Source organism: Paraflavitalea sp. CAU 1676 (assembly GCF_029223285.1).
Taxonomy (GTDB): Bacteria; Bacteroidota; Bacteroidia; order Chitinophagales; family Chitinophagaceae; genus Paraflavitalea.
In genome coordinates, this window is sequence record NZ_JARHUJ010000006.1 from 616,355 (window position 1) to 631,101 (window position 14,747).

The window sequence follows — 14,747 nt, forward strand, 5'->3', positions numbered from 1 at the left end:
AAAGCTACCCCATCTCCAAAAGGTGGCTGTCCGAAATGGCCGATTTGGCCGGAAGTGTCCGAATTGGCCGCATTTTTAATCTCGGGCTAATGCAGAAAGCGCGAAGTCTGGGGTGATGTCCTACCGTAGCCAGCACGATCACAACCCGCAAGCTCGGAGATCCTTTATGGATAGTAGCAAGATGAAGAATAGATGGTGGCGGGAAACGGAGAGCCGAATAGGAGCATTCCATAAGGAAATGGTAAGCCAATAGTAAGAGAGAAAGGCTGAAAGGTAGGCTGGGAGGGAGTTTTGCCGTTTAGAGCAGTTTTTGTGAGTTGAAAACTAAGAGCTGATTGCTTCCTTAATCGTCTGTGAATCACGTAAGTTAAAGGTACAAAAAAAGGGGGCCAGAGGGCCAACAGTATCGTCAAAATAGTTGTTGGGGCTTATGCTTGTTGTAAACCTTTCTTCCCGGCAAAATAGGTGTACAATTTTCTGCTGGTAAAAAGAACGGCCCATCCGCCGATAAGGCCACCGATGAATCCTGCGGGAATACCCCAGGAAAGCATAGTTTGGAAGGAATAGGTTTTGGGTCCGTAAATGTGAACCAATAAGGCGATCAAAGCAACTCCTCCTATACCACAGAAGCTGAACGAGAGGTACACAAACCATTTGAATCCGGTGTAAAAGGACCGCTTGTACAATCCCATGCCTATCGAAACCGATAAGATGCCTGCTGCCGTCATACCCAACAGGATGGCTCCCAAAATGGCTGCCGCAATCGACGCAAACACAAACGCTACCAAAATTCCTCCTAAAGCGAAAACTAACAGAATAAACAATCCCGGCGCAAAGTCCTCATCATAATAATCGTCCACAGGTGCCTGCACCGCCAGACTGTCTGCTTGGGCGAATAACTGAGTTACGAGAATAAGTAGCGCGATTAGGGGAACTAACTTTTTCATCTGGAAAGATTAAGGAAAGTTCAAATTAGCCCAATTTCGCATAGCCGCAAACGAAACGCTATGCTTTCCTATGCTTCTCCGCATCTTTCATCCCTTCAGCAAACCCGCCGGCGCATTGATACAGGAGATAGCTGGCAGCCACAACCGCCAACGCAATAAGGATAACTCTGAGGAACACGCTCTTTTTCGTCATAGGGGTTTACCATTAGGCGAAACGGGCAGAAATCAACCTGCTTCCTGCAAAACCAAGGTCTCACATATTACCATAATCCGGGCAGAAAATCAATTTAGCTAGCAATCGAGGCGACCCACTCACCACCAAAGGCGCTTTCCTTCCGCCCGAAAAAGGCACCAATCTCCGGCGGACAGACCTTTTACAAGCAACCAATCGACGATCCGAAACCAATCAAATACACCCATTTACAGCAGATTTTGGCCTATTTACAGGCAAAATCGGTCCATCCGGCGAAAACATACGACTCCCCAAAAATGGTAAAGCCCTGTGTCGTCCGTACTTACGAATATTTATTTCTTGTTTTCAATTCGTTTTTCAGCGTATTTATACGCACCTTTGCAGTAGCTGCACTTTATCTTTGAAAATTCTCCGACACAGCCGTACCAAAACGCCTGCCTGCGAAAAGCATACGAAACAAGTAAAACAACGTAATAGATGTACACAACAGCTTGGGTTAAGTACCTGCCTATCATTAAGATCCTGCTGAAGAAGTCTATCCAGACTGATCAGGAGTTACCCTTAAACCGCATTGACTTTGAAAAACTGGGCCTTGCACGTAAGGCAACCAACAAATTCACTGTTGTTTTCGAAAACGGCAAAGCAGCCAACACAGTTGGTAGCACGCAGATCGCCCGCGATATGGCGACTGTGCTCTCCGAAAACAACGATACCAAATTCCTGTTTAAGCACAACACCTACGAGCTCACCCTCAACTCAAAGTTCGTGTTGCTGATCATCAACAAGACCAAAAACCCGGTCCCTCTGCCCACAGCAGAACCCGAAACCAATACACCGGTAGAAGAATAACCGGTCAACCTTTTTCACGGGGGCGGCAAACGGTGTGTCCATTTAAACTAGACCACCCTTGCCGCCCCCGTTGCTTTTGTACCTCCCCCGAACGCTTCCCAATCTACCCCAATCCCGAAAAGCCGCCCCTCAATTCGCTCCAACTTACCGCCCCAATTCATTAAACCCTTTCCCCAACCTATCCATAGCGTGCAACGATACCCTCCCATTTGGTTGTTAATTGCATAAAATTTAGCCATGAAACAAATGATCGTGCTGGCACTGGTTGCCGCGATGGTAACCTCGTGCCGTAAAGAGGATGCCCCAAACCCCAATAAACCTCCGGTGGAGAAGGATCCCGAAATGATCTACACCGACCTCCTAAATCGTGAACTCAAATTCCAACAGGCCCAACTGGTCGACCTCAACAATGACAGCCAGGCCGATATTGGATTCTCTACCTGGTACATCGGCGACCCCGTAGAAAAGGAAGATGAAGTATTGTTCTTTGCCGGCTCCTATGTACACAGCAATCTGCTCGTTAACCACGACAATGGCTCTCCCGCTTTCAACAAAGGCGATCTCATTCCGGTCAATAACTTCCCAGGCCTCGAATGGTATCCGGTAGCCCAGGTAGAAATGGTGTACAAGAATACACCCGAAAGCGGAGCCCCCTACTGGGAAGGAAGCTGGAAACACGTTAACCATAAATACCTCGCCGTGCAGGTCATGCGCGAAGGAAGAAGATACAACGGCTGGATCGAAGTGTCATTCGATATCGCAGGAGAAAAGCTTATCCTGCATAAGTCTGCCATCAGCTCCAAACCCGACAAGTCTGTGATCGCGGGGCAGTAAAGGCGAACCATTCGCACCATTGACCCATTAAACCTTATAATAATAATCCCTGCCTCGCTTCCTGTACCTGAGAAGCCCGGCAGGGATTTCCTTTTGCTATCTAATCCGATAACCGTCTGCATGGCTACCCTCGTCTAAGCTACCTTGATCTTAATTCCCGAGGTCGGTACCTCCGAATGCAGGCCTCTACGCCTTCGCCTCGGCCAGCTTGATCGCATGCACCGAAGCCAATACTTCAGAATATAACGTATCGGCGATCCTGCCAACCGGTATCAGCCGCTCGTCTTTTTCGTTCCGCGGTTCCGTAAACCAACCCTTGCGGCCTTTATCCGCCACCATAAAATACAACCTACCCAGCGCCGGGTCTATATCGCTATCAAACCCCGCCGCAAATACACCCTGCACTTCCAGCACCGCTTCCACCGTACCGCTATAATCCAAAAAATGAAAAGCATTGATAGAACCAGCATCCTCCGCCTGTCCCTTCCGCCAGCCAAATCTTTCCAACGTACCCCTGATAGAACCGCTCACCGTTTCCTTTCCGTTAAAATCATACATGATGGCCTTGCTGCTTTCCTCATCAGCCAACCGGTAAATGGGTCTGTCCAGTTGAGGAAAAATAGGCTCTATAGAAAGGTCAAAGAACTTCCGCTTCCAGACCTGCAATACACCTTCCGTTAAATGAATAGGATGCACGATCCTGATTTGCGCTCCCTCAGGAATGGTTATTTCGTCGTCGTCGATATTCACAAGCGTAGTATCTTCCTGACAAATAAAGCAGTCTACCAGCCTGCCCTCATTATACACACCCCACAACAGCTTCGTCGCATAAATGAACATGACGGGATTATGGAGGAAGAAAGCCTGCCACACTTCAAAAGGCCAGACCCTTTGCACCACCAGGTAATTCTCCAATCTCAGCGACTGCGATTTCACCACATCCCGCACTTCCTTCGCCAGGTCTTTGAACTCGGCTTTCAGGTCTGCAGATGCCGCTGCCGGTAAATTCTTCAGCGCCTTATTGTCTTCATCAAAGAAAGATATCTTGAACTTACTATCGATAAAAGCACGGTACTCATCATCCCCGATCCTGAAATGCCTGAACAAACCTTCAAAACCAAAATCGGGCACAATACGATCGCCCAGCTCCTGGATAGTGATACCCAGTTCTTCAGCCGCATCCTCCAGCGCCTGCAAAGCCGTGGCGCCGATCACCGCTTTCTTATTCCTGTATTTCCGGCTATACCACTCCACCCATCGCAGTGCTTTATCATTGCCCTGCAAAGCCAAAGCACCCACGCCATGCTCGGCCATCTTCGTCCTGTTTTCTTCCAGCCAGTTGTTGATCGTAGTGCGGATCTTATCCACCGTATCATCGTCGCCCAATAAAGCCGCCACCGCCATCAGGAACTTATGCTCTGCCTTGGCTCCATTGTCCAGGTATCGTTGAAACAACTGTCGCGCAAATTCCCCTGCACGCCCCCGGTCAACCTGCGACAGTAATATCCGCGCTTCCACATCCGATCGCATTGTCTTTACACGGCTCATACGATAGATCAGGAACCGCACAGCCTCCACATTCAGCGCCGAACCATCTTTGTAATATAGGTCAGGCAGCTTAGCCTCTTCCAGCCACAGCTCCATCGGCGCATTCAGCTTGCCCCTCTTCTTCGCTCCTTCGATCATCTCCTGCACAAACGCCTTATCGGCCCTCGCTTCGAGATCGGCCGCCACCGTCTGCAACAACACATCGCGGGCATTATCATTGGATTCTTTTTGTAAAGCTTTGTTGACAGCCTCAATGGCAGCAGTTGATGCAAACCGCTGCAGTATCACCGCAGCCGTTAATCTCGTTTCTGCCTGTTTGCTATCGAGCAGCGCGATCGCCTTTTCCTCCGCCGAAGCATCCTTCTCCACCAATAAAGCAATAACAGCTGCTTTCAATGGCTTCGATTTGGTGCCCACCACCTTCCATACAAAAGGCAGATAATCCGCAGGCTCAAAATGCTCCTGCATCAGCGTCAGCATTTTAGTGTAGTGCTCTATGCCATCGGGCGGACTATCGTTTTGCAGATCACTTTGCAAAAGAGGTAGCGCCTCTTTACCAAGCACCTTATGAAGTGCTTCCATCGCATCATACGAAAGGAATTTCTTGTTGGCCATCCACTCGTGGATCAGCTTCAGTATCTGCTCCCGCTCGAATTGCAGCAAATAATACACGGCCAGTCCGCTCAGTTTATAACGAACATCGTCCTCCTGCAGCCAGGTACTTTCCCAATTGTCCAATTGCTTTTGATTCACCATGAAAAAGAGGTACAGATTCGCCAAACCAGTCAGCAAAGCACCATACTGCTCTTTGTTCTTATTGTACAAGCCCAGGCCCAACGTAAATCGTTGCTGAATATCCGACCTGTCCCGGACACCAGGCTGTTGGAGATGTCCAATAATGGCTGGAACATACTTGCCCTCGCGATAGCCCAATAAAAATCCGGCTACCTGGTGATCATGCAAGGCTTTATGAATAGCGTAATTTGTTGCATGCTCATCGAGCATATTCTCCTCCAGTAATAGGAAATAAAGGAAGTTCCACGAATAAGAGTATAGAAAGGTAGGTTGCCGGTAAGCTCCTGATTTCATCAGAAACTCCGACAGGTACTGCTTCAATTCCGTACCCTGCAGCATTTTTAAAACATAACCCTCTCCTTTGCCATCGAAAAAGGAAACGATATCCTCAAACACCTTCACTTGGCCATAACCGATCTTTTGAAAATAGTTAATGGTCACCGCTACCGCATTGTTGGTAGGATGCGCCACCGTATACTGCACCAGCTTGTGCGCAAACGTGTAGGAGAGGCTTTGCACCAGGTCGGGGTGCAAACAAAGATTAATGATCAATTGCTCTTCTTCCGAGGGCTGCTCGAAGTTCTGCAGGTAAGCCACCAGCGGCTGATATTTATACAACCCATAATCCTGCTCGATGAAACCCAACGTAGTGGTCTTGCCGGTCAGGTAATTGGCGATCGTTTGAAAGTTGGCCGATTGCTTCAACAAGGGCATATCCTTCTCGATACCGTAATAGCCATTCTTTTGGAAAATCTGATCGATAGCTTCTAACGTAAATGCCATAATCCATTATTTTTTGAGTACAAGATCTTCTTTAGCTGCCCACAACCCAACATCCTGCTTGCTTAAAGCAGCAGCCATCAGGTTGGGAAATTTATCGGGCGTACACGCAAATACCGGAATGCCCAGGTTCGACAGGAACTGAGCATTGTCATGATCATAGGACGGTGCCCCGTCATCATTCAGTGCCAGCAACACGATCACCTGCACACCTGCCGATACCAGCTCCGTAGCCCGCTTGCGCATATCGGCCACATTGCCCCCTTCATAGAGGTCTGTGATCAACACCAACACCGTATCCATCGGTTTTGTAATGATCTGCTTGCAATAGGTCAGCGCCGCATTGATGTCGGTGCCGCCGCCCAATTGCACGCCAAACAATAACTCTACTGGATCGCTAAGGTCTTCCGTGAGATCGGCCACTGCCGTATCGAAAACCACCATCTTCGTTTTGATGGCCGGAATCGAAGCCATCACCGAACCAAAAATGCCCGAATAGACCACCGAGGTCCCCATCGATCCGCTCTGGTCCAGGCAAAGCACCACATCTTTTAACGAAGAGCGCTTGCGTCCGTAGCCGATCCGTGTTTCAGGAATGATGGTTTTATATTGGGGCTGATAATGCTTCAGGTTCTTTTGGATAGTTGCATGCCAGTTGATCTCGTTGTGTCGTGGCCTGCGGTTACGGGCGCTCTTGTTTAAGCTGCCCACAATAGCCTGTTGCGTTGGTTGCGCCAGCTTACGCAGTAGTTCGTCTACCACTTTACGCACCACCTGCCGGGCTGTATCTTTCGTTTTGTCGGGGATCACACGGCTCAGCGATACCAGCGTAGCCACCAGGTGAACATCGGGCTCTACATTCTCCAGCATTTCCTTTTCAAACAACATCTGCGTCAGGTTCAGCCGCTTCATAGCATCCTGCTGCATCACCTGCACTACACTCGATGGAAAGAACGTGCGTATATCTCCCAGCCAGCGCGATACATTAGGCGAGGAAGGTCCCAGCGATCCTTGCCGCGTATTATCGTATAAAGCTTCCAGCGTTTTGTCGATCTGGATATCCTGGTTTTGCAGCGAGAAACCTGTGCCGTCATTTTGCTGACCGCCGAGTATCAATCGCCATTTGCGCAAATGTTCATCGTTCATCATACAGAAGTGGTTTGCGTAATACCCAATAATTGAAGAATAACCGGGATGCCTTTCCGGGCTCTCACCGGATCGATATCGCCATTGGCAGCAACAGGTGATACCTGCTCGATACCGCCCGACTTTACTTTCTCGCCCAGCTTACGACGCTCTGGCTGAGAGAAGTTAGCAAAGGTCCTGCGCAGCAAAGGCAGCACCTGTGTAAATACATCCGGGGGAATGGAGGCCACCCAATTGTTCACCAGGTTCCAAAGCTGCTGATCCAGCAACAGGATCGTACCACTGCCCTTTAAGAAACCTTCCAGCCAGGCAGCTGCAATATCCGCTGGAGTAGCCGCCGACATGGCATAGCTGAAAGCCTTTATCAATCCTTCTCCTTCCAATATTTTATAATCGGTCAACAGGCGGGTAGCATATCCCCTGATCACCGGTGCACTGTGTTGCGAATGGGCAATGGTCTGCAAGGTGCTTTGCCATTGAGCCGTGATGTCGGAGTTCTGTAAAAGGCTAACCGCATCATTGAGTTTGCCAAATAGCTCGAGCAATTGGTAAGCGACCTCATCATTGATGCCGGTAGTCGCCGCAGGCAATCCAATACATATACGCGTGATCATGCTGTCGACAATACCCAATAGCAGTTCGCCATCAGTCTTGCGCACGTTGCCATAGCGGGTCACACTCACCAGCGAAGGAATAACACCCATCAACTGGATCACATCGCCACTGGCTGCTGCTATATTGTTGATCTGGTCGATCAGTCCGGCCGTAGCGCCGTGTACTTCAGCTGGTATGGCTTTATCGAGCAATTCGCACACAACGCCGAGCGAACCAGCCTCCTTACCTTGATGTAAAGCATATTTTTCAGCTGCTTCTGCCACCGTATTGCCCCAGTTACCCTTCTCCACCACTTCGATCGAAAGCTCGGGATCCCATTGCAATCGCCAGGCTTCTTTAAAAGTTCCCTTACCCGAAGAACCCTGCGGCGCACCCCAGTTGATCTCCAGCAATTGCAGCCTGTGAAGGAATATACTGCGCTCGAGATCGTTCTCTTTACGCAAGTCTAGGGTATAGTCTTTCCAGTCGGCCGTGGCAGGCAGCCGCAATCTCTTTTGTAGTTTTTCTATATCCAGCTGCAAGGGCGGCTTAGGAATAGTTTCAGGGACCGCACCTATCCGGTTGCTGACGATCAACTCGCTTTGGATGAGCTGCATCGGCATCGCTTCACCACCGCACAACACACTCAGCGTCGCCTCATTCAATTCTGCCAAACCCGCCTTTGAATATTGACGCAACGAAGCCAGTGCTTCGGCCAGCCTGATCGCTTCAATCACATGCGCCACGGAAGTGTCCTTCCCTTCCTTCCTGAACAACTTGGCTACCTTGGCCATCCATCTGGTACCATCATCTGCCGGGTATTTCCAAACATGGTTATACCATCCCGGCGAACGGATGCCCGCACCATAACCGCTGAAATACCCCAGCCGGCTAAAGGTCCAGGGGATCCAGGTGCACTCGATCTTTACCTTGGGCAGTCCTTTCAGGACCTCACTGTCTTCTTTCTGCGATGGCATCTCCTTCAAAGCCGGCGCATGCCAGGCGCCGCAGATCACCACAATATTTTGAAACATCTCTTTCTCTGCCTGCCGGATGCATTTGCGCATCCACGCTTCGCGGCATGCTTCCATACGGTCTTCAGGTTGCGGAATAGTTTCCCGCAACACCTGCATCGCCTCCATGACCGCCTCGAACACCTGCTCCGAATGAAGCCGGTGCTCAAACATATGTTCCCACCATTTCTCGCCATCCGGGTAGCCCGCCGCTTCTGCCAGGTAGCTGATAGGGTCGCGCCTGATGGAAACAGCCTGCACGGTTTCAGCGTCGCCATTGGTTGTAGCATCACCTATCAATACGGGTTCACCACCGATAGCTGCTTTACCATTGCCATTATTACCTTCCAACTGCTCCCGGGCATCGGCAGGTAGTCGGCCTGCGTCGGGAGTGCTGCCGCTATTAGGTCGCTCCGCAGCCTCTTCCTCCAATGCCGTCTTTCCTTGGCCATTACCGCCTTCCACTTGCTGCTGCGCCTCTTCCTGTAATCGCTCTGCTTCTTTTCGCGCAGCTTCTCTTTTCTCCTTCTCCAGCGCAAATTGATGCGCCGCCGGCAAGTCGAAAAAACGCACATGTATCTTTTGCGCACGCGCGTAGCTGATCGCCTGCCACTCAGGCGAAAATTCTGCAAACGGATAGAAGGCACCGTTCTGCGTATCATCTGATTGGTACACCAGAATGGCTACCGGCGGCTTCAGCTCATTATGCCCCACCCACTCGAGCAGGCCGTCTGCTTCGGGCGGACCTTCCACCAGCACGATGTCTGGCTTCACCCGTTCCAGGAACTCTTTCACGTTCCTCGCCGAACCGGGCCCATGGTGCCTGATACCAAGTATATGGACTGCCATAATTTAATAGTCGATAAAAAGATTCATCAATCAGATCATTCATTGCCTGCGGGCGAATCTGTCCTTAATGCCACGCCGCACCGCAAGGCCACACGTCACCGTGCTTTCATGCAGAGCCGCATCTACAGCTCTCTGCAAGCCCTGTAAATATCTTTCCATTCCTCGCGCAGCTTCACCACCGTCTCCAGGTACTCCTGCCACACCAGTTTGTCCTGCACTGGATCCTTTACTACCGAGCCGATGATACCAGCCGCCAGGTCAGTAGCCTTTAACTGGCCATCGCCGAAATAAGCAGCCATCGCCAGTCCGCTATTCACTACAGAGATCGCTTCTGCCGTACTCAGCGTGCCACTCGGCACTTTGATCTTTGTTTTCCCATCGAGCGTAACGCCATTGCGCAATTCGCGGAAGATGGTAACGATGCGCCTGATCTCCTGTAACGCTGGCTTCTCTGCCGGCAATTCCATCACCTTCTCAAAACTCTCCACACGACGTTTAACGATATCGATCTCTTCTTCGATCGAATCAGGAACCGGTAGGATCACCGTATTGAAACGGCGCTTCAGGGCACTCGATAGCTCATTCACCCCCTTGTCGCGGTTATTCGCAGTAGCAATGACATTAAAACCCTTCACCGCCTGCACGGCAATATTGAGTTCGGGAACCGGCAAGGTCTTCTCCGAGAGGATGGTGATCAAAGTATCCTGTACATCGGCGCCAATACGCGTCAGCTCTTCGATGCGCACGATCTTGCCATCTTTCATACCGCGCATCATGGGCGTTTCCACCAACGCCTTCTCCGAAGGGCCTTCGGCCAGCAGGCGTGCATAGTTCCAGCCATAGCGGATAGCCTCTTCACCGGTACCCGCAGTGCCCTGGATGATCATCGCCGAATCTCCGCTGATAGCGGCCGCCAGGTGCTCGCTCACCCAGCTCTTCGCCGTACCCGGCAAGCCATAAAGCAATAATGCCCGATCAGTCGTGAGGGTTGCAACAGCGATCTCCATCAGTCGCTTGTTGCCAATGTATTTAGGGGTTACTTCAAATCCATTCTTTAGCTTACCACCCGTGAGGTAGGTTACCGCGGCAGTGGGGGTTAGTTTCCAGTTGGCAGGGCGTTTACCGCTGTCCGATTTCTGAAGTTCTTCCAGTTCATGGGCAAACAGCTCTTCGGCATTCTGGCGTAAAATGGCTGACATGATATTATTTTATGGCGTTAAAAGATTGAAATAATTGTTGTTTAAGTCCGATCAGTTTGTGCAGGTAAGTACTGATATTGCTCCACATGGGTTTGAAATGTTCTTCGGGTGGCGTCAGGCCATCCAGTTCGAACAGTATCGCAAAGGGAAACCGCTCGATGTGCTGGCTGTAAAAGCTGCGATTGTATTGGTAGGGATGCCGTGCCGCGTAGCGGAAGATCTGCCGGGTGAGGTCGATGCTCCATTCGCCGGGCCGCTCTGCGCAAAGGATGATGGCCCTGTCGGCCGAATGACTTAATGCATTGATCGCATAGGCATCCTGCTCATTCGCCGGCAGCAAAGGAAACAGTTCGATATAGTTGGTGTCTACGTGTTTTACGAAAGCCAACGCCCAGGTGCGGTCATTAAACTGCACGATGGCCTGGGCAATAGAAGCGATCAGGTATTTGCCTTTTACATCCTTCTTCAAAACCGCAATCACCTCTTCAGGCGATCCACCCAATAGCTGCTCCCAGATCGAAGGAGGCACGCATGCAGCCAACTGATACACGATGAAATCCTCATCAGACACCCCTTTTTTGTCGCTCAGCTTTTCGATGCCCGATTTGAAGACCTGTTCATCAATCGTGGATGGTAATTGGATGTCTAGTAAATGTTTGCTGGAAAGCCCCGGCAGCACTTTTTCTTTTTTATAAGAAATCGATTGCCGCAGCACTTGCTCATATAACTGCACAACAGAGGAGGAGGGAATGCGGCGCAGCAAGGAAACGGCCTGCTCTTTCACCTTTTTGCTTTTCTCGCCGGCCAGCCCTTCCAGAAACGGAGCATCCTCCGCTCCGATATTCGTAACCAGCATAGCCAGTAATTCTGTTTTCGTATTAGCGTCTTCCTGCGGCCAGGTTTTTTGCAGCCATTCGCGCCCAAGAGCAGGATCTGTGTTCCTCATATCCTGCAAGGCCGCTTTTCGTTGCTCGAGCGAACCTGTTTGCCATACTTCGGTATCAGCTACTTCGATAGAGAAATTCCACTCGGGATTGAAGCGTCCCAGCCAGGCGCCCCGCTTGCCACAACAGTGCCCCAGCAGAGTTTGCAGTTTCTTGTGCTGTTTTCCCTGCGAAAGCATGGCCGGCAATAGTTCAGGGTGAATCAGCTGTTCGCGATCCACGCATTCCTGTAGCCAGCGTTGCAGCAGCGCCACATTGTCTTCTTCAATAATGTCCTTCAGTACCTGCAAGGCCTGTGGCGTGCAATAGGCCTTATCCTCTTCCCCCGCAACAAGACCTTCCTGGGCCGCATTTTTCATGGGCGATACACCACACTGCCGGTAATTGAAAGCCAGCGAGGCAATCCGGAGGAACTGCTCTTCCCGGTCTGCATCTGTTTGTTGAACGATCAGCGACACCGCTTCCTGAAGGTCGGGCGTCAAGCTTTCAACGCCAGGTGGTCGCTTGTCGGTACCCATCATCGCTGCGTTCAGCATCTCCTGCCACATCTCCATACGGCTTATAAAAGTTTATAGTTTTGATGATGCCATACACCTATCGGCATAAAAGATTTTTCCTTTCCAACAACAGCCATATTGAGCGGAAAGCCCCCGCTTAGCGACAAGAGCTTCCAGATATTCCGGAAGCCGCTATCGATGGGCATCATATGATTGGTGGAGTCCTGTAGCCACCATTGCTGATTGTACTGCACCGGTCGCAACTGTTCAATGATATAGGGCCGCTCGTTGCGAAACGGCAGCTGGCTGCTGTATTGGGATTCTGCGGTTACCACCGCCTGCCAGCTGGCAAATCCCTGATAGGTTGCGGTGGCCGATGAATTGATCTGCTTCTTGATGATCGCCCGCAAGGGGATCGTGGAGGGATAAAATACCAATTCTGCTTCTATGAATAGACCGGGCGTAAGGGGAATCGCTGATGATCCCTGCCCGCGAACGATGAATTGAAGAATAAGGGCGTAGCTGTTGCTGTTGATCCCGTAGAGCCAATTGCGCTCTACTGTCAGGGTATCCTCTTCACTCGTTTGCTTACCCATGATCAGCCAGGTATCCGTAATGCCTTTTTGTTCTTTCAGGGCTTCCTGGTTTTGGGTAAAGCCAAGGAAAAGACGAAGGTCTTGCTGCAGCGCCTCGGGCAGTTGCTCGTTGTTCTTGTAGCCGGTAATAATTAAATATATACGCAGCAGCTGATCCAGGAAATCCGATTGCCAGCCTTCGCGATAGAAGTTGGTATCGCCTAAACTCCTCACCATATTGGCCAGGCCCGGGGCCTGTGCGTCTACCATGCGGCGCGCCATCCCTTCAAAGTAGGCAGCGCCTTTATCGGGCATGGCCAACAGGCCATTGCGGACAATATCTTTTATCCAAAGCAACAGCTCTTCTGCACCATCGCTCACTTTTGACTGACGTGCCTGTTGTCGTTTAGCCTGTGCCGCTTCATCTACCGGTTTTTCTTTCTTCTCTACCTGCTTCTCCTGTTTTTCGGTACGCTTGTTGATCCATTCCGACACCCAGGCAGGCATATCCGTGTCGGTAAAGCTTGCAGCCTGCCGGGCGTGTAACAGCAACAAGCCGATACCATGTTTGCAGGGAAACTTCCTGCTGGGACACGAGCACTTGAAGGCAATATTCGCGCGGTCTACCTGCGTTTGATAAGGTTTGCTGCCGCTGCCCTGGCATTCGCCCCAGAGGGCAGCATCGCTGGCGCCTTTGCTTACCCACTTGGAGGGGTTGGAAAGATCCTTGCCGGATTTCTTCGACGACTCGTCAGGCGCCAAAGCAAGAACCTGTTCTTCGGATAGGTGCAAGAGGTGAAAATTTGAAATGACAGAATAAAAACACCAGTAAGTTAAATAAACCTGCCAAGTAGAAAAACTTAACGGTTATATGTATATTTTGCGAATACCATTTGCCTTACCAAACTCATTATTTAATGGCTGCTTCAGTTAAGATCGACTTCAATAACCTATGCGAAATTGATAATATATCCGAAGACCTGCGGATCAGCACATTTCAAACGAAGCTCAACATCGGACAGGCAATGCCGTTAATTGTAAAGATCAGTAACCAGTCGCATGCCATGCTGCCCAACGTGTACAATCTGGCGTTTGGACCGCTCAACGCCAAAGGCAAGATCGACGATCGTGCCGAACTCACCCATGCCGACTATTCCAAGGTCTTCTCCACCATCCTTTTCTCAGCATTGGCTTACCTGAAATCCAATCCCGATCACTACCTGGGGATCGATGGCTCTGATAATGCCCGAGCTTACTTCTATTACAGAGCTCTCCAAAGGAATTACACCTATTTGAATAAGCATTTCCGCATGTTTGGCGTTAAATACTTTGTGCGGATAACGCGGTTTGGGAAGACCCAATACGATAATCCCTTTGATTTTGAGGATATTATGCCCTATCCTTTCCGGATTGAAAAGGGCGCGCTCATTTCACAGGACCATATGTACAATTATTTCATTTTCAACCTGAAGCAGTAGCGTAGCGCTAATGTGGATAAATCAGAAAAACGCCTTAAATTTGACATTATGGAAAAGACCATCGAACGTAAAGTAGCAGCGTTGACCCGCAAAGCAAAGGGTTCTGGTAAAAAGGCGGAAGCCAAAGTGGCGGTGAGCTCTTCCCTGCACCAGGTCATCAAGACCAAAGAGCAGGCTGCCCTGTTCATGAAACTCCTGAAAGAAGCATAGACCTCAAACATCTTATTATATAGCAACCCGCCTCCAGGCGGGTTTTTTGTTGCCAGTAAGGGGTCAGCGTGCTGGCTTCAAATCGTGCAGCGTTGGGCTTATCAACACTAACCTCAGTCACGTCCTTACCAGTTTAACAACAGCTAAGCGCCAGGAAACTTCGCTACTGGTTTTGTCACGTCCTGAAATCGCTTTACAGTTTTGGGTAGTAAGTCTGTAACTTAAATTTACCCAAGTATGAATCTAAAGAAAGAAGGCCGGGATTCGATTTATGACAGCAGTTTGAAGATCACGGT

The 14,747-nt window shown here is 50.2% G+C and carries 11 protein-coding genes; 4 read left to right on the top strand and 7 right to left on the bottom strand.

Features of this window, described 5'->3' with window-relative positions; all coding sequences use genetic code 11:
* Positions 1–428 precede the first annotated feature (428 nt).
* The gene (locus P2H89_RS22300; RefSeq protein ID WP_275831059.1) at positions 429–947 is read right to left on the bottom strand and encodes a hypothetical protein; all 519 of its coding nucleotides are present in this window, start codon (positions 945–947) and stop codon (positions 429–431) included.
* A gap of 670 nt (positions 948–1,617) precedes the next feature.
* On the opposite strand from P2H89_RS22300, the gene P2H89_RS22305 reads away from it, so the two are divergent.
* Both P2H89_RS22305 and P2H89_RS22310 read left to right on the top strand, forming a co-directional pair.
* A complete protein-coding gene (locus P2H89_RS22305) occupies positions 1,618–1,989 on the top strand; it encodes a hypothetical protein (RefSeq protein ID WP_275831061.1) in 372 nt (123 codons plus the stop codon).
* 237 nt (positions 1,990–2,226) lie between these two features.
* On the top strand, positions 2,227–2,823 hold the full coding sequence (locus P2H89_RS22310) for a hypothetical protein (protein ID WP_275831063.1): 597 nt from the start codon (positions 2,227–2,229) through the stop codon (positions 2,821–2,823).
* A 186-nt stretch (positions 2,824–3,009) separates the two neighbouring features.
* Here the strand turns inward: P2H89_RS22310 and P2H89_RS22315 are convergent, their stop codons facing one another.
* The 6 genes from P2H89_RS22315 to P2H89_RS22340 all read right to left on the bottom strand — a co-directional run bounded on the left by P2H89_RS22315 (position 3,010) and on the right by P2H89_RS22340 (position 13,555).
* On the bottom strand, positions 3,010–5,949 hold the full coding sequence (locus tag P2H89_RS22315; RefSeq protein ID WP_275831065.1) for a DUF4132 domain-containing protein: 2,940 nt from the start codon (positions 5,947–5,949) through the stop codon (positions 3,010–3,012).
* Positions 5,950–5,955: 6 nt separating this feature from the next.
* On the bottom strand, positions 5,956–7,095 hold the full coding sequence (locus tag P2H89_RS22320) for a VWA domain-containing protein (protein WP_275831067.1): 1,140 nt from the start codon (positions 7,093–7,095) through the stop codon (positions 5,956–5,958).
* Positions 7,092–9,548 (bottom strand): DUF5682 family protein, encoded by a 2,457-nt coding sequence (locus tag P2H89_RS22325; protein ID WP_275831069.1) that lies wholly within the window; start codon positions 9,546–9,548, stop codon positions 7,092–7,094. The genes P2H89_RS22320 and P2H89_RS22325 overlap by 4 nt, the downstream gene beginning before the upstream one ends.
* A 122-nt stretch (positions 9,549–9,670) precedes the next feature.
* Positions 9,671–10,747, bottom strand: a complete 1,077-nt coding sequence (locus tag P2H89_RS22330; protein ID WP_275831071.1) for an AAA family ATPase — start codon at positions 10,745–10,747, stop codon at positions 9,671–9,673.
* 4 nt (positions 10,748–10,751) lie between these two features.
* Entirely contained in the window at positions 10,752–12,245 is a 1,494-nt protein-coding gene (locus tag P2H89_RS22335) for a DUF5691 domain-containing protein (RefSeq protein ID WP_275831073.1), read from the bottom strand.
* Positions 12,246–12,250: 5 nt separating this feature from the next.
* Positions 12,251–13,555: an SWIM zinc finger family protein gene (locus tag P2H89_RS22340; protein WP_275831075.1), complete on the bottom strand. Its 1,305-nt coding sequence runs from the start codon at positions 13,553–13,555 to the stop codon at positions 12,251–12,253.
* Between the two features lie 125 nt (positions 13,556–13,680).
* Here P2H89_RS22340 and P2H89_RS22345 point away from each other — a divergent pair, with 125 nt between their 5' ends.
* Entirely contained in the window at positions 13,681–14,241 is a 561-nt protein-coding gene (locus tag P2H89_RS22345; RefSeq protein ID WP_275831077.1) for a hypothetical protein, read from the top strand.
* A gap of 48 nt (positions 14,242–14,289) precedes the next feature.
* Positions 14,290–14,451: a hypothetical protein gene (locus P2H89_RS22350; RefSeq protein ID WP_275831079.1), complete on the top strand. Its 162-nt coding sequence runs from the start codon at positions 14,290–14,292 to the stop codon at positions 14,449–14,451.
* Positions 14,452–14,747: the final 296 nt, after the last annotated feature.